Below are 22,380 nucleotides of genomic sequence, written 5' to 3'. Positions count from 1 at the left end.
GTCTCACCGCGAAGCCCCGTACTCACTGACTAACGACGAGCGCGAGGTCCCGCGCGACCTGCCCGCCCGACCACCACCATCTCGCCGGACAGCCCCCTCGACGCCGCCACCCCGCACTCACCGACCGCCCACCACCACCGCCCCCGTGGAATCAATCATCAGGGGTTCCAGGGGTGCCAGCCTGGGGACACGACCCGGCCGAGCGCGGAGGCACTCGTCGGCGGGCGACAGGGCGGTCGTGCACCACGAGAGTGTCACTGTGGACCACAATCGTCCGGGCCCACAGGGGCGCGAGCCGCCGCGCAACCCGGAAAACCCTGGAATCACGCCGATTCTCTGATGACCGAGGAGGCTGTCGGAGCCCGATTGTGGTCCACAGTGACACCTGGCGACCCTGAGACGTGATCCCGGCAGGGCTCAGCGAGCGTTGGTCGGTTCCCGCAGGGTGCTCGCGTGGACTCAGGCACGGGGTGATGAGCATGCCTGATCCGACGGCCGGAGCGCGGGTGCTCGCGCGGGCCCGGGAAAGGCGGCTCCGACGGTCGGTGCGACGGCGACCGTCGTCGTGAGCGTGCGTCCCGGTCCGCGCGCTTCCATCCCGTCTGTCTCGACCGGTCATGTAGAGATCGACCGTCTATGTGACAGCGATTGCCCGGTCGAAAGTCACATGACCGGTCGAAGGACACATGACCGGTCGACGACGGAGGTGAGGGTCGGTGCGCGCCACGCGGTCGGGCGGTGCCCGGCCGGGACGAGCGGGGGCCAGAGGGGCCAGCGGCGAGCGCGCCACGCGGTCGGGCGGTGCCCGGCCCCGTGCGCCGCGCCCCCGTTATACCCCCTGGTCCTGGTGTCGGGGGAGAGGATCGTCTGGTGGCGGATAGTCCTTTTGGGTCCTGGTGCCCCGGCCTCCTCCGTGACAGGCTGGTCACAGTAAGAGGAAGGCGACCGCCCATGACCACCAGCCAGCGACCTCGGGGCGAGGACCACGCCCACCACGACGCCCCGGCCCACCACGACCTTCCCGGCACAGGGGAGCTGCGGGCCTACTGGGTGACCGAGACGATTCTGGCCTGGCCGCCCGATCTGCTGCCGGCCGCCGTCGCCGCGGAGGACGACGGGGAGCTTGCCGAGCTCCCGGTCACCTTCGGGCTCGTCGCGGCGCCCGACGGGGGAGCGCGGGTGGTCGAGGGCATGCTCAGACGCGACGTCTACTCCACGGAGATCCCCCTGACCGTGCGGGGCACGCTCGAGGACGAGCTGGGTGCGCCCGCCATGACCGCCTACCCGGCGCTGCGCGGCTACATCGCGCTGTCGGTCGGGGCCAACGGCAAGCGCCTGACCCGCGAGGACGTCGAGGCCCTTCTCATGGGGCAGCTCACCGTCGTCCAGCGCGCGACGGCCTCGACCGGGGGGTGGATCACCGCCGCCACCGGCGTGCAGACCGGCCTCGTCATCGACCACCTCTACGGTGAGGCCGCGGCCCGCGACGGCTCGGCCCCGCTGGGGGTGACCTGGCAGGACCCCGGCACCCCGCAGGCCCGGCCCGCCTTCGCCCTGTGGGCGCCGACCGCACGTGCCGTCACCCTGCTGGCCTGGCCGACGCCGGACCCCACCGGCTCGGTCCCTCTTGTCGACGGCCAGGCCGTGCGGGTGCCCGCCGTGCGCCTGCCCGACGGGAGGTGGGAGGTCACCGCGGAGCGGGCCGGCGCCGCCGGCGTGGGCGCGGGAAGCCAGTACCTGTGGGAGGTGCGCGTCTTCGTGCCCTCGACGGGCCGGGTCGAGGTCAACGTCGTCACCGACCCGTACTCGCGCGCCCTGACCGTGGACTCGCGCCGCTCGGTGGCTGTCGACCTCGACCGCCGTGACCTGCGGCCCTCGTCATGGCGCTCGACCCTCAACCCCGTCGTCGTCTCCGACGCCGCCCGGGCCATCTACGAGCTGCACGTGCGCGACTTCTCCGCGGTCGACCAGTCCGTCCCCGCCCGGATGCGGGGGACCTACTCGGCCTTCACCATCGACACCGACGGGACCCGGCACCTGCGGGCCCTGGCCTCGGCGGGGATCGACACGATCCACCTCCTGCCGACCTTCGACTTCTCCTCGGTTCCCGAGGAGCGCGCCGACCAGAAGGCGCCTGCCGTCCCCTCCGACGCATCCCCCTTCTCCCGCCGGCCCCAGGCGGCCGTGTCGGCCACTGCCGACCGGGACGCCTACAACTGGGGCTACGATCCCGTCCACTGGATGGCCCCCGAGGGCTCCTACGCCCGAGCCGGCCACCAGGACGGCGGGGCGCGTGTCGTGGAGTTCCGGGAGATGGTCGCCGCCCTGCACGGGATGGGCCTCCAGGTGGTCCTCGACCAGGTCTTCAACCACACCGCCGCGGCCGGGCAGGAGGAGTACTCGGTCCTCGACAAGATCGTCCCCGGCTACTACCACCGCCTCGACGCGACCGGCGCCATCGAGATGTCGACCTGCTGCAACAACGTGGCCACCGAGAGGCTCATGGCCGAGCGGCTCATGATCGACAGCTGCGTGTCCTGGGTGGTCGACTACCGGGTCGACGGCTTCCGTTTCGACCTCATGGGGTACCACTCCGTCGACACGATGGCCCGCCTCCAGTCGGCCCTCGACTCCGTCGGCGACGAGGCCGTGGGCCACCGGATCCTGATCTACGGCGAGGGCTGGAACATGGGGGAGGTGGCGGACAACGCCCTGTTCCGTCAGGCGGTCCAGGGCCAGATCGGGGGCCTGGGCATCGGGACCTTCAACGACCGCGTCCGTGACGCCGTCCACGGGGGTGACCACTTCGACGTCAACCTGCGCATCGGCCAGGGCTTCGGCACCGGCGCCCTGACCGACCCCAACGAGGTCGAGGACCGCACCGAGCGGGAGATCCGCAGCGACCTGGCCTGGCGCACCGAGCTCGTGTGCCTGTCCCTGGCGGGCAACCTGCGGCTCATGGAGCTGCGCGGCTCCGACGGCGCCCGCCGCCTGGGCGAGGAGTTCCGCTACCACGGCGACACCGTGGCCGCCTACGGGCTTGAGCCGGTGGACTCCGTCAACTACGTCTGCGCCCACGACGACGAGACCCTCTTCGACGTCCTGGCCTACAAGCTCCCCCTGACCACCTCGATGGCCGACCGCGTCCGGATGAACACCCTGTGCCTGGCCGTGCCCGCCCTCGGGCAGTCCCCGTGCTTCTGGGCGGCCGGCGCCGAGCTGCTGCGCAGCAAGTCCCTCGACACCGACTCCTACAACTCTGGGGACCACTACAACGCCATCGACTGGACCGGCCAGGACAACGGCTGGGGTCGTGGCCTTCCCCCCGCGCAGCGCAACTTCGAGTCCTGGGTCATCCAGGCCGACCTCCTGCGGCACGACGAGCTGCGTCCCACCGCCAAGGACATCGCCACCGCCCGTGAGGCCGCCCTCGACCTCCTGCGCCTGCGCCACTCCACGCCGCTGCTGTCCCTGGGGTCGGCGGCCCTCATCCGCGAGCGCGTGTCCTTCCCCTGCGCCGGGCCGGAGGCGACCCCCGGGGTGGTCGTCATGGTCATCGACGACGGGGCGGGGGAGGCTGACATCGACCCCGCTCTCGACGGCGTCCTCGTCGTCCTCAACGCCACCCCCCACGCCGTCGAGCAGAGGGTCGAGGCGCTTGTCGGACGCTACTTCGAGCTGAGCGAGGTGCAGGTGGCCGGCTCCGACCCGGTGGTCAGGGGCACGACCTTCGACGCGGGCACCGGCACCGTGACCGTCCCCGCCCGCACCGTGGCCGTTCTCGTCGAGCGCTGAGGCAGGCGCACCCGGCCCGGGCGTCGGGTGGCCCCGGGGCGGGGCCTCATACCGCTGCCGGCCCCCGGGGCGAGAGCCGGTCGCAGCCCGGGCGCCGGGTGGCCCCGGGGCGGGGATGGCCGGAGGCAGGCTGTCCGTCGTGCCGGCCGGCGGGTGCTCAGGTGCCAGGTGGCCCCAGCCGCCGGGTGCCCGGGCGCCGGGCACCTCAGACAGCGTCGGCGAGGAGCTCGTCGAGCCCGACCAGCCCGCTGCGCAGCGCGAGCAGGACGAGCTGGACCCGGTCGCGCGAACCGGTCTTGGACAGCAGGTGGGAGACGTGGGTCTTGACCGTCGCCATCGACAGCCACAGGCGGTCGCAGATCTCCTGGTTCGTCAGGCCCGTGGAGATGAGCACGAGCACCTCCCGCTCCCGCTCGGTGAGGTCGGCCAGCTCCGCGGCGGCGCCCTGCCCGCCGGCCCCCGGCCCGCCGGCCCCCGGCCCGCCAGCCCCCGGCTCCCCGACACCCGGCCCACCGTCCCCGGCTGAGTGCGCCGGAGCGGGCGGCAGGGAGCCGGGGGCCGGGGCGCCCGAGCGCAGCGCGGTGACGAGCCTGCGCGTCGGCCCGGGGGAGACCACCGAGTCCCCCCGGTGCACCGTGCGGATGGCGGCGACGAGCTCGTCGGGGGGCGTGGACTTGAGGAGGAACCCGCAGGCTCCGGCCTCGATCGCTCCCAGGACGTAGCCGTCGGTGTCGAAGGTCGTCAGGATGACGATGCGTGCCCGCGTGCCGGACTCGACGAGCGACCGGGTGGCGCTCAGGCCGTCCATGACCGGCATCTGCACGTCGAGGAGCAGGACGTCGACGGGCTCGTCGGCCTCCAGGCGCAGCGCCTGGGCGCCGTCGGCGGCGCGCCACGCGACCTCGATGTCCTCCTGGGCGCCCAGGAGCATGGCCAGGCCCGCGCTGAACAGGGGCTCGTCGTCGGCCATCCCCACCCGGATCATGAACTCGCCCCGACCGGGAGGACGGCCACGACCTGCCAGCCGGGCCTGTCCTGCGAGGGCCCCGCGCTCAGCCGCCCGCCGACGGCGTCGACACGGCTGCGCATCGCCTCCAGCCCGTAGCCGCGCCTGGGCTGCTCCGCGGAGGGCGGGTCGCAGGCGGGTGCGGCCGTCCCCGCCTCCGCGGTCGTGGAGGGGACGGCGTTGCTCACGTCGACCTCGAGGCGGCTGCGGCTCGCCCGGGCCTCGACGCGGACGGGGCTGCCCGGGGCGTGGCGGGCGACGTTGGTCAGCGCCTCACGCACGACGTCGTGCAGGACGCTGCCGGTGCCCTGAGGGACCGTGGTGCTCACCTCCAGGTCGAGGTCGACCTCCATCCCCGCCTCCCGGAAGGTCGACACGAGCGCGGGGAGCTCGTCGAGCCCGGGCCGCGCGGGATCCGGAGCTGTCGGACCCGGGGCGGGCAGGGCCGCGCCGGCCGCCGGGCCCCGCCCGGGCCCAGCGGTCTGCTCGGCCGCGCCGGCCGACGGGCCCTGCCCGGGCCCGGCGGTCTGCTCGGGTGCGCTGGTCTGCTCGGGCGCGCCAGCCCGCCCGGGTACGCCGGCTCGCCCGGTGCCCGTGTCTCGCGGCCCGTCCTCACGCAGGACGTCGATAAGCGCCCGGACCTCCTCGATGCTGCGGCGGGCGGTGCCCCCGATGACCGCCAGCGCCTCCTCGGCGGCCCGCGGGTCGGTCCGGAGCACCGCCTGCGCCCCGGCGGCCTGCATCCCGATGACCGCCAGGGAGTGCCCGAGCAGGTCGTGGACCTCGCGCGCGATCCTCGTGCGCTCGACGGACACGGCCAGGCGCCGCTCGGCGTCCTGCTGGGCCTGGAGCATCTCGGCGCGCTCGATGGCCTGCTCCACCCGCTCACGCGCCCTGCGCCGGGCGGCCCCGGCCAGGGCGGCCGTCGTCAGGAGGGTCCACGCCGTGAGCAGGACGATAAGGACCTGCACCGGGGTGCGGTAGACGGGCTCTATCCACACCACCACGCGGGTGAGCGCCGGGAGCGCCCCGAGGTACAAGGCAGCCAGGACCAGCCACCGCCAGGGCGAGGACAGCCGGGACTGGCTCGTCCACGCCGCCAGGGCGGCCAGGGCGAGCATGAGGACGCTCGGCTGGGCGAAGGCGAGAAGGTGAACGGCCAGGACCACCCCGAGGACGAGGACAGAGCTCAGCGGCGCGCGCGAGCGGCCGAGCACCGCCAGGCACGCGACCACGACGAGGACCACCCAGACCGGGGTGGCGGCAGGGTCCGGCAGCCACGACGCGGCCTGCGGGGCGGAGAACGACGCGACGACTGCGAGAAGGACGGCAGTGAGGACGTCGAGTCCCGAGGGCAGGGGGAGAGCGCGCATGGCGCCACCGTAGGTTCGGCGGCCCCCTGAGGGCGTCATACCGGGGTATGACCGGGGGGCTGGCACCAGGCCCGAGGTCCAGACCCGAGTCCGATGCGCCCGGGGGAGGGTCCCCAGGAACCTTGAGCCATGAGCACGATGACACGACCGGCTACGAGCCCGTCCCACCTCCAGCCCCCGACACAGGCCCGCCTCCAGGGCCCCACCCAGCCCGTCGACCCCGCCCAGCCAGGCGGCCCCGCCCAGCCCCGGCCCGTGGGCCCCGCCCAGCCCGTGGGCCCCGCCCGCCTCCAGGGCCCCGCCGGGCCCGCGGCGCCGCTCCCCACACCTCCCCCGTCGCACCGGGCCCCGGTGTCCGGGCCCGCGGCCCTCGACCTGGCGGTGGCCACCCACGACCTGACGAAGACCTTCACCGACCGGCACGGTGCGCGCACCGTCGTCGACTCCCTCGACCTGGCGGTCCCGCGCGGCACCGTCTACGGCTTCCTGGGCCCCAACGGCTCGGGCAAGTCGACGACCATGAAGATGATCCTGGGGCTGCTCGCACCCACCCGCGGCTCGATCGCGGTCATGGGACAGCCGCTCACCCCGGCCACCCGTCCCGGGCTCATGGCGGCCACCGGCTCCCTCATCGAGCAGCCTCCGGGCTACGGCCACCTCACCGGGGGGCAGAACATGAGGATCATCCAGAAGATGCTGGGCCTGAGCGACGCCCAGGTCGACCGGGCGCTGGCGCTCGTGCGCCTGACCGAGCACCGCGACCGGCTCGTGCGCACCTACTCCCTGGGCATGAAGCAGCGCCTGGGCGTGGCCATCGCCCTGGCCCGCGAGCCGCGCCTGCTCGTCCTCGACGAGCCGACCAACGGCCTGGACCCCGCCGGGATCGAGGAGATCCGCCACCTCCTGGTCTCCCTGGCCGACCAGGGCGTGAGCGTCATGGTCTCCAGCCACCTGCTCGACGAGGTCGACCGGATGGCCTCGGTCCTGGGCGTGCTGTCCGCCGGCAGGCTCGTCTTCCAGGGCACCCGTGCCGCCCTCATGGAGCGCTCGGTGCCCGACCTGCTCGTCGTCACCCCCGACCCGAGGGCGATCACCCCCGACCTCCTGGCCGGACTCGGCGCCGGTCTCGTCACGGCGCTGCCCGACGGCCTGAGGGTCCCCGGTCTGGGGGCCGAGGCGACGGCCGAGCTGGTCCGCCGCCTGGCCCACGCCGGTGTCCCCGTCCACGAGCTGCGCCGCGAGCCGCGCAGCCTCGAGGAGGTCTTCATGGACCTGACCGGGCGAGGGGGTGCGCTGTGATGAGCACCCGCCGCGAGACCCTCCCCATGAGACAGGCGGTCGGCCTGGAGCTGGCCAAGATGCGGCGGCTGCGAGCCGTGCCGATCCTCGTGGCCGTCACCGCGGCGACGACGGCGCTGTCGGCGAGCACCCTGTTCTCCTCCTCGGCCCGCGCCCAGTGGGCGGACCCCGCCTCCGACCTGTGGGCCTCCCTCCTCCTGTCGTGCGCCATGATGGCCGGGGCGCTCACCGGCCCCCTGACCGCCGCCATCATGGCCGGCCACCTCACCGACATCGAGCACTCGGGGTCCGGCTGGAACCTGGCCGCCGGGGTGGGCCTGACCCCCGGCAGGCTCCTGCGGGCCAAGGTCGCGGCCCTCGCGCTGCTCGTCGTCCCGGCGATCCTCGTCCAGAACCTCCTCCTCGTCGGCCTGGGCACGGCGGTGCTCGCCGCCCCCGTCCCCGTGGGCGCCTGGGTGGGCTGGACCGTGTCCCTCGTCGTTCTCCAGATGATCATGATCGCGGGCCACGCCTGGCTCTCGGCGATCGTCCCTAACCAGCTCGTGTCGATGACCGTGGGACTCCTGGGCGGCTTCGTCGGGGTCTACATGCTCCTCGCGCCGCCGTGGCTCGCCCGGCTCGTCCTCCCCTGGGGCTACTACGCCGTCATGAGCCCGGCGGGGATCGTCGACGGCCAGACCGTCCTCGTGCGTCCCGGCTGGATCCTCCTGGGTCTCCTCGCTGCCGCGGCCGCCCTCCTGTTCGCCACCGCCACCGCACGACTGGACCGCATCGAGGAGCGCGGGATCGTCCTGGGCACCGCGCTGGGGGCCGGCAGAGTCCTGCGCTGTCGTGGTCGTGCGGGACGGACGGCCGTCCAGGGCGCCCGACTCGGCCCGGAGGGAGCCGGCAGGACCGGTGCTGAGGCCGGACCCGGGTCCGCCGCCCGCCCGGATTCCCGCCCGGAGCGCGCGGTGGCAGGTGCCGGGGCGCGGCCGCGCCGGGTCCGCGGCCCCGTCCTGGTCGGGGTCGAGCTGAGCAAGCTGCGGCGCAGCGCGGTACCTGTCGTGGCCGTCGTCGTCCCCCTGCTCACCGTCGTCGCCGGAGCGGTCAACTACCGGGGCAACCAGGGAGTGCTCTCGGCCGGGTGGGATGCACTGGCCTCCCAGGTCTCGGTCTTCTACAGCCTCATCTTCGCCCCCCTGGCCGTGGCCCTGCTCGTGGCCGCGACCTGGCGGGTCGAGCACCGGGGGACCTCCTGGGACATGATGCGCACGACTCCCCACTCGACCTGCGCCGTCGTGCTCGCCAAGGCCGCGGCCGTCATCGTCCCGGTCATCGCCATGGAGCTCGTCCTCGTCGCGATGACCTGGGTGGCCGGGACGGCGCTCGGACTGGGGTGGTCGATGCCGCCCGCGCTCCTCGCCCAGGGCCTCGTCTTCATCCTGGCAGCCCTGCCTCTCATCGGGCTGCAGTCCCTCCTGTCGATGCGGATGCGCTCCTTCGCTGCCTCGGTAGCGGCCTGCCTGGGACAGGTGGTCGTCGCCTTCATGCTCGTGTCCACCCTCAACCCCGCCTCGGCGCTGTGGCCCGTGGCGCTCATCACCCGGGCCCTCACCCTGGGGTCGACCGCGATGAGCACGGCCGGAGGCCTCGACGTCGCCGGCGTCGCACCGGTCCTGACCGGGAGCCTGGCCTCGGGGATCGCGTGCTGGGGCGCTCTGGCCCTCGCGGCCCGACGACGGGGGTAGCCGGCCCGCTGAGCGCCCGCCTGGCGCGCCCTGCGTGCCCTTCCCGTCGCGCACTGCGTGCCGAACACCCTCCTGTGAGCCCGAGACCACTGGTCGTACCAGCGGTCTCGGGCTCACAGGAGGGTAGTGGGCGCCAGCCCACGGCGGGGGAGCCGGCCCCACGGCGAGGAAGCCGGCCTCACGGCGGCGCGAGCCGGCCTCACGGCGGGGCGAGCCGGCCCCACGGCGGGGGAGCGGGCGCCGAGGCGCGGAGGGGCACGGGCCAGCAGAGGCGCGGAGGGGCACGGGCCAGCATGGGGAGGCCATGGGGAGCGCTCCCCGTGTGGAACTGCCCGTCCGGGTCGTCCGAGGCTATACGTCTCCGTTATGTTTGCCCCGGTGCCCTTCCCAGGCGATGTGACACCACGTTCCCACGGCGATGCACAACAGGTGTGCGGAGCCCCGATCCTCAGGACAAGTTAGGAGACCGCCCGTGGCACTGCCTTGGATCGAGATCGTCGAGTGCCTCGACCCCGACCCCCAGCTCGTCCTGTGGCGCTACCCCGACCCGGACGGCCGTATCAAGAACGGCGCCCAGCTCGTCGTGCGCGAGAACCAGGCCGCGCTGGTCCTGTCCCGGGGTCAGGCATCGGGCATCCACCTGCCGGGGACCCACACGCTGCCCACCGGCAACATCCCGATCCTGTCGGACCTGGCGGGGTGGAAGTACGGCTTCGCCTCCCCGCACATCTACGACATCTTCTACGTCGCCACCCGCCAGTTCGTCGACCTCAAGTGGGGGACCCCCGCCCCGGTCATGATGGCCGACCCCCGCTTCGGCCAGGTCCGGGTCCGCGCCTTCGGCTCCTACTCCGTGCGGGTCACCGACATCGCCCGATTCTTCCGCGAGTACGCCGGGGCCTACCCGGTGCTCACCATCCGGGACCTCGAGGTCCAGCTGCGCGACTTCATCGCCGCGAAGTTCGGGGAGATCCTGGCCACGCAGGGCGTGTCGGTCATGGACGTCTCGGCCAACCTCTCGGCGGTCAACGCACGCCTGGCGCCCGCGGTCGCGCCGTACTTCGAGGACCTGGGGGTGAGCGTCACCCAGTTCACGATCGCCTCGGTGACCCTGCCCGACGAGGTCAACGAGTACTACGACAAGGTCACCGGCATGAACATGATCGGCGACATGGACCGCTTCCAGCGCTTCCAGACCGCGCTGGCCACCGCAGACTCCTCGACGGCGGTCGGCGCGGGCGTCCAGGACGGCATGGCCATGGGGATGGTTCTTGGGCAGGTCCAGCAGCAGGCCGTCCCCCAGCCCGTGCAGCCGGTCGCCCCGGCCGCCCCCGCACAGCCCGTCGCCCCGGCCGCCCCCGCACCTGCTGCGGAGGACCCGATGGCCCGCCTCCAGAAGCTCAAGGCCATGCACGACGCCGGACTCATCAGCGACGAGGAGCTGGCCGCCACCCGTGCCCGCATCCTGGAGGCCCTGTGATGAGCTCCTTCGTCGAGCGCATGCGTCAGCGCGCCGTCACCTCCGACAAGACGCAGATCGAGCACGCCCGCGACACCGAGGTGAGCACCGAGACCAAGGTCTGCCCCGGCTGCGGCGCCGGACGCTCCGAGGCCCACGGCGTGGCCGAGTGCCGGTACTGCGGCTACGTCTTCATCGCGCCCCTGGCGGGTCCGACCGCCCGCCGCGAGCCCTGAGCGCCCCACCACACACCACCGATTCCAACGGCCCCCGCACCACAGGGCCGGGAGGAGAACCCACCCATGAGCAACGCCTTCAACCAGTTCGAAGCCCTGCGCGCCCGCATGGACGTCTTCCTGGGCAAGCTCGAGCAGCGCGGCCAGGAGGTCGGCGCCGAGGCCCTGGCCACCGCCCGCGACATGAAGCGCTCGGACCCCGAGGAGTTCCGGCGCTCCTTCGGGGCCTTCAGCTCGGGCATCACCGCCCAGCTCATGACCCTGGTCACCAAGGCGCAGGCGACCTTCGAGGAGCAGTTCTCCATGTTCGAGGACATGGACGACGACCCCGACGTCGAGCTGGGCTACCAGGCCCTCGAGGAGCGGATGGAGGCCTGGGAGGAGAAGATGACCTGGAGGGCCGAGCACGTCTTCGACGAGCTCGCCGACGACGACGCCCAGGCCACCTGGGACGCGGCGGTCGCCGAGTGGAAGTCCCTGGCCAGCCGCTTCACCTGCCCCCAGTGCTCGGCCCCCGTCCCGGTGCCCGAGCTCTACACGGTCTCGGTCTACCTGCCCTGCCAGGGCTGTGGCACCCAGGTGACCTTCACCCCCTCCGAGACGATGCAGAGCGCTGTCATCGCCGCGGAGTCGCTCGCCGAGGCCAAGGCGCGCCCCTACCAGAAGGCCTACGAGATCGGTGTCGACGACCCGGAGGTCCTCTTCCCGACGTGGCTGGCCGACTTCGCCCGCTCCAAGGCGGTCGAGCAGGCCGAGCTCGAGTCCCTCGTCCCCATGGTCGCCGCGAAGAAGTTCCCCGAGACCATCAACGCTCTGACCGAGCACAAGGACCACCCGGACGACTCCGTCAACCTCAAGTTCTACCCGAACTCGGTGCCGTGGGACTTCCAGCAGGTGCGCCTGGCCTACTACGGGGCGCTGGTCGAGCTGGCCCGGGCGATCGCCGAGCTGCGCGCCCAGGGGCAGCCGCGGGCCGCCGACCTCGTGCGGGGCATGGTGCCCGCCTTCGCCCGCCCCGGCTGCGAGGTCGCCGCCGCGGTGGCCAACGACACCTACACCGAGGCCCTGGTCGCCCCCCTCCTGGACCACGCCAGGACCCTCAACTACCTCGCTGACGAGTACGGCAACCCGCTCGTCATCAACTGACCCGGTCCGCCCTCCGCGTGGACCGTCCCACCCCACCACACCCTCATGGAAAGGAACACCCACATGATCGGCAAGCTCTTCAAGAAGGCCGCCAGCCGCACCGACGTCTCCGTCGAGATCCCCGCCGAGGACGCCGGCGTCGAGGAGCTCGGCGCGGACTCGGACGTCGACGTGGCCGTCAACGTCTCAGCCCGTGACGCCGCCGCCGCTGCCCGCGGCCTGGGCAAGGTCGCCAAGGGCCTCAAGAAGGACGGCGACCAGGGGCAGACCGCCAGGGGCTGATGCCCGCCGGCGCGTCCTTGATCGGAAACACGAGGAGAACCCATGTTCGGAAAGATGTTCAAGAAGGCCACCGACGCCGCGTCCCAGGTCGCCGGCTCGACCGAGGTCGAGCTGAGCGAGGAGACGGGCGAGGCCGAGGTCGGCGTCAGCGTCTCCGGCCGTGGCCTGGCGTCGGCGGCCCGAGGGCTGGGAGGGGCGGCGCGCCGGATGAGCAACGCCGTGCGCGGTGTGGAGGAGGTCGACTGGATCCACCACGCCTTCCCCTACTCCTACGAGCTCGAGCTCTTCGACGAGGACGCCCGCGACATCCGCCGTCCCCAGCCCCCCGCGGGGCTGGACCCTGCCGCCTTCCAGTACGCCGACACCTGGTACAACATCTGGGCGCCGGTGCGCGACGGCCACATCACCCCGGTCTCCGCCGTCGAGGCGGGGGACGTGGCGGGGGCCAACGCCGCCGTCGTCCAGTGGCAGCAGGACATCGAGGCGGCCAACACCGCCCAGGCCCAGCTCGGTGACTTCCGGGGGGCGCGCACCCTCGTGCTGGCCAACTCCGACGTCTACGAGACGCTCGGGGCGATGGTCTCCCTCGTGCGGGAGTACATCGGGGCGCGCCTCCAGGGAGGTCCCTCCGAGGACCTCGCCTTCGAGGCGATCGAGCGGGTCCTGTCCATCCACATGACGATGAACGAGTCCCTGGCCTCCTTCTACGCCGACCCCACGGGGGCCGCGGCCCAGGCGGCGGAGGACGCCGCCTTCGCCCCGATCGAGGCCATGCGCCAGTCGATGATGGGCGACCCCTCCGCCCCCGAGCTCCAGCCCATCAACGGGGTGAGCCTCCACGACTACGTGGCCGGCAGCGCCAAGATCAACGAGGGCTGGAGCAACGAGCAGGTCGCCGCGGTCCTGGGCGTCGAGCGCCCCCAGTGGGAGCAGGCCAACGCCGGGTGGGTCGAGCGCATGCAGACCCACATGATGACGGTGGGCATGCAGTACTCCTCGCTCATGTCCACCCCGCACCCGCTGTTCGAGGCGGCCGCCGCCGCGGGCGCCGGACCGGGGGCCGGGTCGCAGGCATCGCGCCTCAAGACCGACCGGGACTTCTACATCGAGTGCGCGGCTGTTATGGCTGCCGCGCAGGAGGCCGGTGTCGACCCCAGCGGCTACCTCGAGGCCAACTACCAGGTGACGACCACCCAGGTGGCCGGCGCAGGGGTGCAGTGGATGCAGGACCTGCGCAACGCCGACCAGCTCATCACCCTCCAGCAGGCCAAGCAGAGGGAGTTCGCCTCGGTCTTCGCCCAGCAGATGGGGCCGGGCATCGCCGACGACATCGTGTTCTGACAGCCGGCGGTGCCACCGTCCCGGCGTCAGCCCGGTTGAGCGGGGCGCCGGTCAGCGGGGTGCCCGTCCGGGCGTCAGCCCGGTTGAGCGGGGTGCCGTCCTCCGGTTCGTACCTTCTGCGCCGTGTTCGCACTCTCAGGGTGCGGTCGCGGTGCAGAAGTTACGAACGCGTTGAGGGGCGGGGCGTCAGGGTCCCGGGGTGTCGTGCTCGTGGCTGCGGCGCAGGGAGTCCCAGTGGGCGAGGCGCTCGGCGATGCGCCGCTCGTGACCGTTGCCGGTGGGCTCGTAGAAGCACTCGCGCTGCTCGGGCGGGTAGCCCGGGGGAAAGTAGTCCGCGCCGGAGAAGCCGTCGGCGGTGTCGGGGTCGTACTGGTAGCCCTGTCCGTAGCCCAGCTCCTTCATGAGACGGGTCGGGGCGTTGAGGATGTGGGCCGGCGGGGCGAGGGAGCCCGTGGCCCGGGCGGCCGCGCGGGCGCGGGTCAGGCCCCGGTAGACGGCGACCGACTTCGGTGCCGTGGCGAGGTGGATGACGGCCTGGGCGATGGCGAGCTCGCCCTCGGGTGATCCGAGCCGCTCGTAAGCCTCCCAGGCGGCCAGCGCGATCTGGAGGGCTCCGGGGTCGGCCATCCCGATGTCCTCGCTGGCCAGGTGCACGAGGCGCCGGGCGACGTAGAGCGGGTCCTCTCCGCCCTCGAGCATGCGGGCCAGCCAGTACAGCGCCGCCTGCGGGTCGGAGCCCCGGATCGACTTGTGGAGCGCGGAGATGAGGTTGTAGTGCTCCTCGCCGGACTTGTCGTACCAGGGGGCGCGCGAGGCGACGACGGCCGCCAGGTCCCCGGCGTCAATGAGGCCCGGGTCGGAGGGGGTGCCCGGCCCGGGGTCACCGCGGTCGGCAGGACCGGTGCCCGCGTCCCCGGGGCCTGCGGTCCCGCCGGCGCCCTCACCGGTGCCCGCGTCCCCGGTGCCCGCGTCCCCGGTGCCCGGCGGAGCAGGGCGTGCCATCTGCCCGCGGGCGTGGGACAGGACCTGCTCGACCATCCCGAGCAGGTAGCGGCCGTCGCCGTCGGCCATGGCCACGAGCTGGGAGTGTGCGGCCTCCGTCAGCGGCAGACGGCGCCCGATGAGCGCCTCGGCCCGGTCCATCAGCTCGCTGAGCGCGGCCTGGTCGAGGCGCCGCAGGACCATGACCTGGCAGCGCGAGAGCAGCGCGCCGTTGAGCTCGAAGCTGGGGTTCTCCGTCGTGGCGCCCACGAGCACAACCGTCCCGTCCTCGACGTAGGGCAGGAAGGAGTCCTGCTGGGCGCGGTTGAAGCGGTGGATCTCGTCGACGAACAGGAGCGTGCCCTGACCGATCTCGCGCTGACGCGCCGCGGTGGCGAAGACCTTGCGCAGCTCGGCCACCCCCGAGAAGGTCGCCGAGACCGACTCGAAGCCCAGCCCGGTGCGCTGGGCCAGCAGGCGGGCGATGGTCGTCTTGCCGCAGCCCGGAGGGCCCCACAGGATGATCGAGGGCAGGCGGCCGGCCGCGATCATGCGGCCCAGAGGGGCGTCGGGGGCGAGCAGGTGGTCCTGACCGACGACCTCCTCGAGGCGCTGGGGGCGCAGTCGGTCGGCCAGGGGGCGGGTCGGGTCGTCGACCGGCGCGCCCTGGGCCGCCTCGAACAGCGAGGGGGAGTCCTGGATGCCCATGCACACGAGCCTACGCACCGTGTGCGACAGGCGGTGACGGCCTCGGGAGAGCACCGCGCCGTCCTCCGGTTCGTACCGTCCGCACCGTGTTCGCACCGGCAGGCTACGGTCACAGCACAGAAGGTACGAACGCGACGGGGACGGCAGCGCCGGTGCCGTGCCACCAGGCACCGGCTGGCCGCGCGGGGCGTGAAACTCCGGCTTGTCGGAGCCTCTGGCCAGGTCTGCCGTCGAATCGGAGCCTCTGGCCAGGTCTGCCGTCGAACACGTCACCTTGGTCCCGAACACGTCACTTTTACCGGGGTAGTCGGGCTCAAAGTGACGTGTTCGGCCGGGACTGAGCGCGGGTGAGCGGGGAGGAGCACCGTGCTGGGATGGCCGCGGGCGCGACCCACTCGTGTCGGTGGCACCGCCCATACTGGAATCATGACCGCCGACCGAGCCGCCGTCCCGCAGGCCTGGGGAGCCTTCGCCCCAGCAACGCGCGCCTGGTTCGCGAATGCCTTCCCCGGCGGCCCGACGCCGGTCCAGGACCGCGCCTGGGCGGCGATCGGCCGCGGTGAGAACACGCTGGTCATCGCCCCCACGGGATCGGGCAAGACCCTGGCGGCCTTCCTGTCCGCGATCGATCGGATCATCGGCGGTACCGTCCCGAAGGCCACCAGAGCCAGCGGTCCCGAGGCCTTCGGGGTGGCTGGAGGAGAGCAGGGGGGCGGTGCGCTGGTGGACGGTGCCGGGCAGGTGGACGACGGCGGTACCGTCCTCGCCAGGGCCTGGGGTGACGGTTCGGGCGGGACCGGTGCTCATCAGACGGCAAGACGGACTGGGACCCTCCCCGGCGGCGCCCGGAGCGACCGCCGCGGCGTGCGCGTCCTGTACATCTCACCGCTCAAGGCCCTCGGGACCGACGTCGAGCGCAACCTGCGTCGCCCCCTCGACGGGATCACGGAGGCCGCCGCCCACCTCGGCGCACCGGTGAGGCCCGTGAGCGTGGGCGTGCGCTCCGGGGACACCCCTGCCGCGGAGCGACGCCGTCTGCGTACCCGACCACCGGACATCCTCATCACCACGCCCGAGTCGCTGTACCTCATGCTCACCAGCGCCGTGCGGGAGACGCTGCGCACCGTCGAGACGGTCATCGTTGACGAGATCCACTCCTTCGCCGGTGAGAAGCGAGGCTCCCACCTGGCGCTGTCCCTCGAGCGGCTCGACGATCTCCTGGAGCGCCCGGCTCAGCGCATCGGCCTGTCCGCCACGGTTTCCCCGCGCGAGGAGATCGCCCGGTTCCTTGGCGGCCCCCACCCCGTCTCCGTCATCGCCGACGACGGCCGCACCGCCCCCGAGATCACGGTCACCGTTCCCGTGGACGACATGGCGCAGGTGCCCGCCACCGCCGACCGGCGCACCCGCATGGAGCGCGCGACGGCTGGCTCCTTGCGCCAGGGGCGGCCGCCGGATCCCACCCGAGTCTGGCGCTCCGACCGCGCCCTGCGGCGAGCCCTCGCCGGCGCCGAGGGAGGGCCCCGTGCTGACGGTGCGTCCGGTGCCAGGCCTGCATCGGCGCTCGCGGGCGGATCGAGCCACGAGGACTCCTCCGGCGTTGTCGACGTCCCCCGATCCGAGGACTCGTCCAGCTCTGGCCCGCCCCCGGCCCCGGAAGCTCCCCAACCATCGGGTTCGCTCGGGCTGACGACCGCCGGGGTCGGGCGCACCGGCACCGCCCCCCAGACCAGCGGGTCGATCTGGCCGCATATCGAGGAGGCGGTTCTCGACCAGGTCCTGGCCCACCGCAGCACCCTGGTCTTCGTCAACTCCCGAGGCGTCTGCGAACGCCTGACCGCCCGCCTCAACGAGGCCTACGCCATGCGCGTGCTGTCAGGCGCCGGCTCGGGTGCCGGGCCAGGCGCCGGCTCGGGTGCTGCCCTGGGTGCCGGACCAGACGCCGGACCAGACGCCGGATCGGGCGCCGGCTCGGGTGCTGCCCTGGGTGCCGGACCAGACGCCGGACCAGACGCCGGATCAGACGCCGGATCAGGCGCCGGCTCGGGTGCCGGACCAGACGCCGGACCAGGCGCCGGCTCGGGTGCCGGGCCAGGCTCTGCACCGTCGTCGGGACTAAGGACGCACTGCGAACCGGTGATGCACCGCGAGTCCTGGGAGATGGGGGACGCCAACCACGCCCAGGCCGCGCCTGTCATCGCCAAGGCCCACCACGGGTCGGTGTCCAAGGAGCAACGCCTGACCGTCGAGCGCGAGCTGAAGTCGGGTGAGCTGCGCTGCGTCGTCGCCACCGCCTCCCTCGAGCTCGGCATCGACATGGGCTCCATCGACCTCGTCCTCCAGGTCGCGCCACCGCCCTCGGTCGCTTCGGGTGTGCAGCGCGTGGGCCGGGCCGACCACCGCGTCGGCGGGCGGCCCCGCGGCGTCATCTACCCGGTTCAGCGCACCCAGCTCATCGACGCGGCCGTCGTCGCCGAGGGCATGCGCACCGGGGCCATCGAGCGCACCGCGCTCGTGCCCAACGCCCTGGATGTCCTGGCCCAGCAGACCGTCGCAGCCGCCAGCGTGGAGGACCTGGAGGTCGATGCCTGGTACCGCACGGTGCGTCGCGCGGCCCCCTACCGCGACCTGCCGCGCAGCTCATACGACTCTGTCCTGGAGCTGCTCACCGGCGGCTACTCCACTGCGGACCTGGCGGACCTCGCCCCGCGCCTCATCTGGGACCGACAGGCCGGCACCCTGGTCGCCCGCCCCGGAGCCCAGCGTCTGGCCGTCACCGCCTCTGGGACCATTCCGGACCGCGGCACCTTCCCCGTGCTCCTGCCAGAAGGGGCCGACGACGGCGGTCGGCGCCGAGTCGGTGAGCTCGACGAGGAGATGGTCAACGAGACCTCGGTGGGTGACGTCATCACCCTGGGCACCACGAGCTGGCGGGTCCGCGAGATCACGGGGGACCGGGTCGTCGTCGACCCCGCCCCCGGCCGCAGCTCCCGCCTGCCCTTCTGGCGCGGTGACGGGCCCGGTCGTCCCGCGGCCACCGGCGCCGCCCGGGGCGCCTTCCTGCGTGAGGCCGCCGCCGGTCTCGACGACGCCGCAGCCCGGCTCGCCGCCGGGGCTCCCGAGGCCGCCCCCGCCCCCGCCCCCGCGGCCGCACCCGCCCCTGGGGCAGTCCTCGCCGCCGGGGAGGTCCTCGTCCCCACGCCCGAGCGGGCTCCCGAGGTGAGGCCCGCCCTGCTCGACCGCCTCGCCGCCGCGGGCCTGGATGCCAGGGCCCGCGCCAACCTCGTGGACCTGCTGCGGGAGCAGAAGGCGGCCACCGGCGTCGTCCCCAGCGACACGACGCTCGTGCTGGAGCGCAACGAGGACGTGAGCGGCAGCCTGCGGCTCATCCTTCACAGCCCCTTTGGCCGGCGGGTGCACGAGCCCTGGGCGATGGCGATCCGAGAACGCGTGCGCACGACGATGGGCTTCGAGCCCCAGCTCGTCGTCGCCTACGACGGCATCGTCCTCCAGGTGCCTGTCCCCGTGGGCCCGCCGCCCGGACCCGAGCTCGTGGCCTTCGACGCCGCGGAGCTGACGAGCCTGGTCCGCTCCCGGATCGATGAGACCGCCCTGTTCTCCTCGCGCTTCCGTGAGTGCGCCGCCCGCGCCCTGCTCATGCCCCGGCCCCACCCCGGCAGACGCGTGCCCCTGTGGCTCCAGCGCCTCAAGTCCGGCCAGCTCCTCCAGGCCGCCAGGCAGTTCCACGACTTCCCGATCCTCATCGAGGCGGCCCGCGAGTGCCTCCAGGACGTCTACGACCTCGACGCCCTGGCGTCCCTCATGGGGCGGATCGCCGCCGGCACCGTGCGCGTGGTCGACGTGACGACGCGCACGCCCTCGCCGCTGGCCGCCCCGCTCCTGTTCGGTTACACCGCCGCCCTGCTCTACGAGGAGGACCTGCCCCACGCCGAGCGCCGTGCCCACCTGCTGTCCCTCGACCCCGACGCCGTCGCGGCGCTGCTCGGAGACGACGTCGCCGCCGAGCTGCTCGACGAGGACACCCTCAACGAGGTGGAGGCCGACCTCCAACGGCTCTCCCCGCCGCGGCGGGTACGTGCCGACGTCGAGGGCGTCGCCGACCTCCTGCGTGAGCTTGGTCCACTGACCGTTGCCGAGCTGACCGTGCGGTGCCGGGGTGGACGGGACGACGAGGCCGCCGTCCGCGCCGCGCTCGGCGAGCTGGAGCAGTCCCGCCGCGCCCTGCAGGTGCCTGTCGGCACGCGCCGCTGCTGGTCGCGTCTCGAGGACGCCCCGGTGCTGCGGGCCGCACTGGGTGCCACCGTCCCCGACTGGGTCGAGGAGCAGGCCCGCGGGCATCCACGTGCCTCGCACCGCAGCCCCCTGGGTGAGCTCGTGCTGCGCTACGCGCGGACCCACGCCCGGGTGACGGGCCGGGATGTCGCCGACGCCTTCGGCCTGGGTGAGGCCGTGGCCGAGGACGCGCTGGCCCACCTGGCCGATGCGGGCGAGCTCGTGCGGCTCGGTGGAGGCGACGCCGACGCGCGGTGGATGGCCCCCGAGGTCCTGCGGCGCGTGCGCAGCCGCTCCCTGGCCCGTGCGCGTGAGGCAGTCGAACCGGTCAGCCCGTACGCCCTGCAACGGCTCGTGCTCTCCCGGGCGGGACTAGCCGAGCCGCGCACGGGCGTCGACGCGCTCGCGGAGGCCATCGCCGCCCTGGAGGGAGTCTGGTTGCCCGCGGCGCAGTGGGAGGAGCAGGTCCTGCCTGCACGCGTCGCCGACTACCGGCCCACCATGCTCGATGATCTCATCGCCTCCGGGGACGTCGTCTGGCAGTCACGGACAGGCGCCGTCACCGCCGGGGACCCGGGCGAGCCCGGGGGTGGCGCCCCGCTCGCCGCGCCCGGAACGGTCCCCGCGCCCGGCCCGGACAGCACCTCTCTGGTGCCCGAGGAGATCGCCTTCTTCCCCTCGGACTCCCCGCTGGCGCCCGTGGTGGGCGAGTCCCTTGAGGCCGAGGCGCTGTCGGTCGACAGGACGTGGCGGCTGACCCTCTCAGGCTCGGCCACGGCGCGCAGCTTCGAACCCGTCCGGCGCGCCCTGGCCCCGCGTCCAGCAGCCGCACCACGACGGCGCGTGCGCAGTCGGCGCGGTCGTGGCCGCTACGCCGGCCTCCTGGGTACGTCCGCCCCGGCCGACCCGCTGTCCTGGTCCACCCGAACCGTCCCCGTCACCCCTGACAACACGGGGGGAGCAGCGGTCCCGGGCGCCACCGGTCGAGGACCCGCTGGCTCAGCCGCCGGTTCATCCGCCGGTTCACCCGCCGGCTCAGCCGTCGGCGGACCCGCCGGCTCAGTCGGCGGAGGCCCCGCCACCGCGGCGATCGTGACGGGCGCCGTCTGGTACCACCTCCACGCCCCGCAGGTCGGTGACGCCGAAGCCGCCCTGGCGAGCGTCGAGTCGCTCATCGACCGCTACGGCATCATCACCCCCGATCTCGCGCTCGCGGCGGGAACGCCCGGGGGCTTCGGCCACCTCCTGCCGCTGCTGCGGCGCATGGAGGACACCGGGGCGCTTATGCGCGGCCGCTTCGTCGAGGGCTTCGGTCCGGCCCAGTTCGCCGAGCGGGAGACCGTCGACGCGCTGCGCGCCCTGGACGCCGACGGCGGGGCGGGCCGTGGGGCGGACCCCCGGGACGGGGCCGGTCCCGAGGCGGACGGCCGCGGCGGGCCGGGCTGTCGAGACTGCGTCGTCGTCGACCTCAAGGACCCCGCCTGCCTCGTGGGTCGCGGGGTGCCGTGGCCTGAGCCCGCCCTGCCCCCGGGGCTCCAGGGCCGCCAGGCGCCGTCCACCCCGACCAGACGCAGGGGGACCAGCGTCGTCCTGCTCGACGGGCGCCCCGTGCTCTACGCCGCCGAGACCATGCGGGCCCTCGTCTCCTACACGGCCGAGCCTGCCGAGCTCGAGGCGGCGCTCCGGGCTCTCGTCGGGGCGCAGCGCCGGGCCATGACCCGGCAGGCGGCGGGCGCGGTACGACGTCGTCTTGTGGAGTCCCTCAACGGGATCCCCGCCGTCGACCGCGCCGTCAGCGAGCTGCTGGCCGGGGCGGGCCTGGTTCGCGACCCGCGCGGCATGCGGCTGACCGTCGACCCCTCTTGGCGCGACACAATGGGAGGGTGACCGAGCCCCACCCGCTGACCGGACAGCGTGTCGCCTCTCCCGTCCCACCAGGAACCGGCTGGCCCGGAGACCCCGCCGACGCCACCACCCACACGGCCCGGTCGGCCGCCGGCGTGGTCCGCCTGGCCCGGGCGGCGCGGGACCTGGACCACCTCGACGCCGCAGTGAGCGTGTGCTGCGCCTGTCCGCGGCTCGTGGCCTGGCGGGAGGAGGTCGCCACGACCGGTCGGCGCGCCTCCTTCTCCCGCGAGCCCTACTGGGGGCGGCCCGTCCCCTCCTTCGGCCCGGCTGACGCGCGGATCCTCGTCGTCGGGCTCGCCCCGGCGGCCCATGGCGCCAACCGCACGGGCCGCGTCTTCACCGGCGACCGCTCCGGGGACTGGCTCTTCGCCGCCTTCCATCGTGCGGGCCTGGCGAGCCTTCCCACCTCGGTCGGCGCGGGTGACGGCCAGGAGCTGACCGGCCTGCGCGTGGCGGCCGCGGTGCGCTGCGCCCCACCCGCCAACCAGCCGACCACCCAGGAGAAAGCCGCCTGCGCGCCGTGGCTGGTCCGCGAGATCGCGCTCATGCCTGAACTGCGCGTCCTGCTCGCCCTGGGGGGTATCGCCTGGGACACCACCCTGGGCGTGGCGAGGACGGCGGGCTGGGGTGTGCCGCGCCCCAAGCCCCGCTTCGGTCACGGCGCCAGCGCGGTGCTCACGCGGCCCGATGGCGAGCGGGTCACCCTGCTCGGCTCCTACCACCCCAGCCAGCAGAACACCTTCACCGGGCGCCTCACCGAGGACATGCTCGACGAGGTCCTCCGGGCAGCGCTCGCGTACCCCTGACACGTGCCTGGGAGCCG

The 22,380-nt window shown here is 73.7% G+C and carries 13 protein-coding genes; 10 read left to right on the top strand and 3 right to left on the bottom strand.

Going from position 1 to position 22,380, the window contains the following annotated elements; genetic code table 11:
* The first annotated feature begins 951 nt into the window (after nt 1-951).
* The gene (locus EL245_RS07645; RefSeq protein ID WP_126382605.1) at nt 952-3,795 is read left to right on the top strand and encodes an alpha-1,6-glucosidase domain-containing protein; all 2,844 of its coding nucleotides are present in this window, start codon (nt 952-954) and stop codon (nt 3,793-3,795) included.
* A 205-nt stretch (nt 3,796-4,000) separates the two neighbouring features.
* On the opposite strand, the gene EL245_RS07640 is transcribed toward EL245_RS07645, so the two are convergent.
* Nucleotides 4,001-4,780, bottom strand: a complete 780-nt coding sequence (locus tag EL245_RS07640) for a response regulator (RefSeq protein WP_126382604.1) — start codon at nt 4,778-4,780, stop codon at nt 4,001-4,003.
* Complete coding sequence (locus tag EL245_RS07635) at nt 4,777-6,174, bottom strand: sensor histidine kinase (protein WP_161512756.1); 1,398 nt, start codon at nt 6,172-6,174, stop codon at nt 4,777-4,779. Before EL245_RS07635 ends, EL245_RS07640 begins: the two co-directional genes overlap by 4 nt.
* 129 nt (nt 6,175-6,303) lie before the next feature.
* On the opposite strand from EL245_RS07635, the gene EL245_RS07630 reads away from it, so the two are divergent.
* The 7 genes from EL245_RS07630 to EL245_RS07605 all read left to right on the top strand — a co-directional run bounded on the left by EL245_RS07630 (nt 6,304) and on the right by EL245_RS07605 (nt 13,667).
* Nucleotides 6,304-7,473 carry an ABC transporter ATP-binding protein gene (locus EL245_RS07630; protein ID WP_126382602.1) on the top strand — a complete coding sequence of 390 codons (1,170 nt, stop codon included), beginning with the start codon at nt 6,304-6,306 and terminating at the stop codon, nt 7,471-7,473.
* Nucleotides 7,473-9,203, top strand: a complete 1,731-nt coding sequence (locus tag EL245_RS07625; protein WP_126382601.1) for an ABC transporter permease — start codon at nt 7,473-7,475, stop codon at nt 9,201-9,203. Before EL245_RS07630 ends, EL245_RS07625 begins: the two co-directional genes overlap by 1 nt.
* Before the next feature lie 472 nt (nt 9,204-9,675).
* Entirely contained in the window at nt 9,676-10,683 is a 1,008-nt protein-coding gene (locus EL245_RS07620) for an SPFH domain-containing protein (protein ID WP_126382600.1), read from the top strand.
* Nucleotides 10,683-10,898, top strand: coding sequence for a hypothetical protein (locus EL245_RS07615; protein WP_126382599.1), 216 nt, complete (start codon nt 10,683-10,685; stop codon nt 10,896-10,898). Before EL245_RS07620 ends, EL245_RS07615 begins: the two co-directional genes overlap by 1 nt.
* Nucleotides 10,899-10,964: 66 nt before the next feature.
* Nucleotides 10,965-12,044, top strand: coding sequence for a hypothetical protein (locus EL245_RS07610; protein WP_126382598.1), 1,080 nt, complete (start codon nt 10,965-10,967; stop codon nt 12,042-12,044).
* Nucleotides 12,045-12,089: 45 nt separating this feature from the next.
* Complete coding sequence (locus tag EL245_RS13230; protein ID WP_161512757.1) at nt 12,090-12,326, top strand: hypothetical protein; 237 nt, start codon at nt 12,090-12,092, stop codon at nt 12,324-12,326.
* Between the two features lie 42 nt (nt 12,327-12,368).
* On the top strand, nt 12,369-13,667 hold the full coding sequence (locus tag EL245_RS07605; protein WP_126382597.1) for a DUF6620 family protein: 1,299 nt from the start codon (nt 12,369-12,371) through the stop codon (nt 13,665-13,667).
* Between the two features lie 186 nt (nt 13,668-13,853).
* On the opposite strand, the gene EL245_RS07600 is transcribed toward EL245_RS07605, so the two are convergent.
* Nucleotides 13,854-15,356, bottom strand: a complete 1,503-nt coding sequence (locus EL245_RS07600; RefSeq protein ID WP_126382596.1) for a replication-associated recombination protein A — start codon at nt 15,354-15,356, stop codon at nt 13,854-13,856.
* 426 nt (nt 15,357-15,782) lie between these two features.
* Between EL245_RS07600 and EL245_RS07595 the strand changes: the two genes are divergently transcribed.
* Together EL245_RS07595 and EL245_RS07590 are read left to right on the top strand one after the other, a co-directional pair.
* On the top strand, nt 15,783-21,536 hold the full coding sequence (locus EL245_RS07595) for a DEAD/DEAH box helicase (protein WP_126382595.1): 5,754 nt from the start codon (nt 15,783-15,785) through the stop codon (nt 21,534-21,536).
* The gene (locus EL245_RS07590; RefSeq protein WP_126382594.1) at nt 21,533-22,363 is read left to right on the top strand and encodes a uracil-DNA glycosylase; all 831 of its coding nucleotides are present in this window, start codon (nt 21,533-21,535) and stop codon (nt 22,361-22,363) included. The genes EL245_RS07595 and EL245_RS07590 overlap by 4 nt, the downstream gene beginning before the upstream one ends.
* Nucleotides 22,364-22,380: the final 17 nt, after the last annotated feature.

The sequence above is a fragment of the Actinomyces howellii genome (genome assembly GCF_900637165.1).
GTDB classification, from domain to species: domain Bacteria; phylum Actinomycetota; class Actinomycetes; order Actinomycetales; family Actinomycetaceae; genus Actinomyces; species Actinomyces howellii.
This window is presented reverse-complemented; position numbering and strand designations above follow the sequence as displayed.

Coding starts and splice junctions, on each gene's coding strand:
- EL245_RS07645 (WP_126382605.1), top strand. CDS start 952: ATGACCACCAGCCAGCGACCTCGGGGCGAGGACCACGCCCACCACGAC.
- EL245_RS07640 (WP_126382604.1), bottom strand. CDS start 4,780: ATGATCCGGGTGGGGATGGCCGACGACGAGCCCCTGTTCAGCGCGGGC.
- EL245_RS07635 (WP_161512756.1), bottom strand. CDS start 6,174: ATGCGCGCTCTCCCCCTGCCCTCGGGACTCGACGTCCTCACTGCCGTC.
- EL245_RS07630 (WP_126382602.1), top strand. CDS start 6,304: ATGAGCACGATGACACGACCGGCTACGAGCCCGTCCCACCTCCAGCCC.
- EL245_RS07625 (WP_126382601.1), top strand. CDS start 7,473: ATGAGCACCCGCCGCGAGACCCTCCCCATGAGACAGGCGGTCGGCCTG.
- EL245_RS07615 (WP_126382599.1), top strand. CDS start 10,683: ATGAGCTCCTTCGTCGAGCGCATGCGTCAGCGCGCCGTCACCTCCGAC.
- EL245_RS07610 (WP_126382598.1), top strand. CDS start 10,965: ATGAGCAACGCCTTCAACCAGTTCGAAGCCCTGCGCGCCCGCATGGAC.
- EL245_RS13230 (WP_161512757.1), top strand. CDS start 12,090: ATGGAAAGGAACACCCACATGATCGGCAAGCTCTTCAAGAAGGCCGCC.
- EL245_RS07605 (WP_126382597.1), top strand. CDS start 12,369: ATGTTCGGAAAGATGTTCAAGAAGGCCACCGACGCCGCGTCCCAGGTC.
- EL245_RS07600 (WP_126382596.1), bottom strand. CDS start 15,356: ATGGGCATCCAGGACTCCCCCTCGCTGTTCGAGGCGGCCCAGGGCGCG.
- EL245_RS07595 (WP_126382595.1), top strand. CDS start 15,783: ATGACCGCCGACCGAGCCGCCGTCCCGCAGGCCTGGGGAGCCTTCGCC.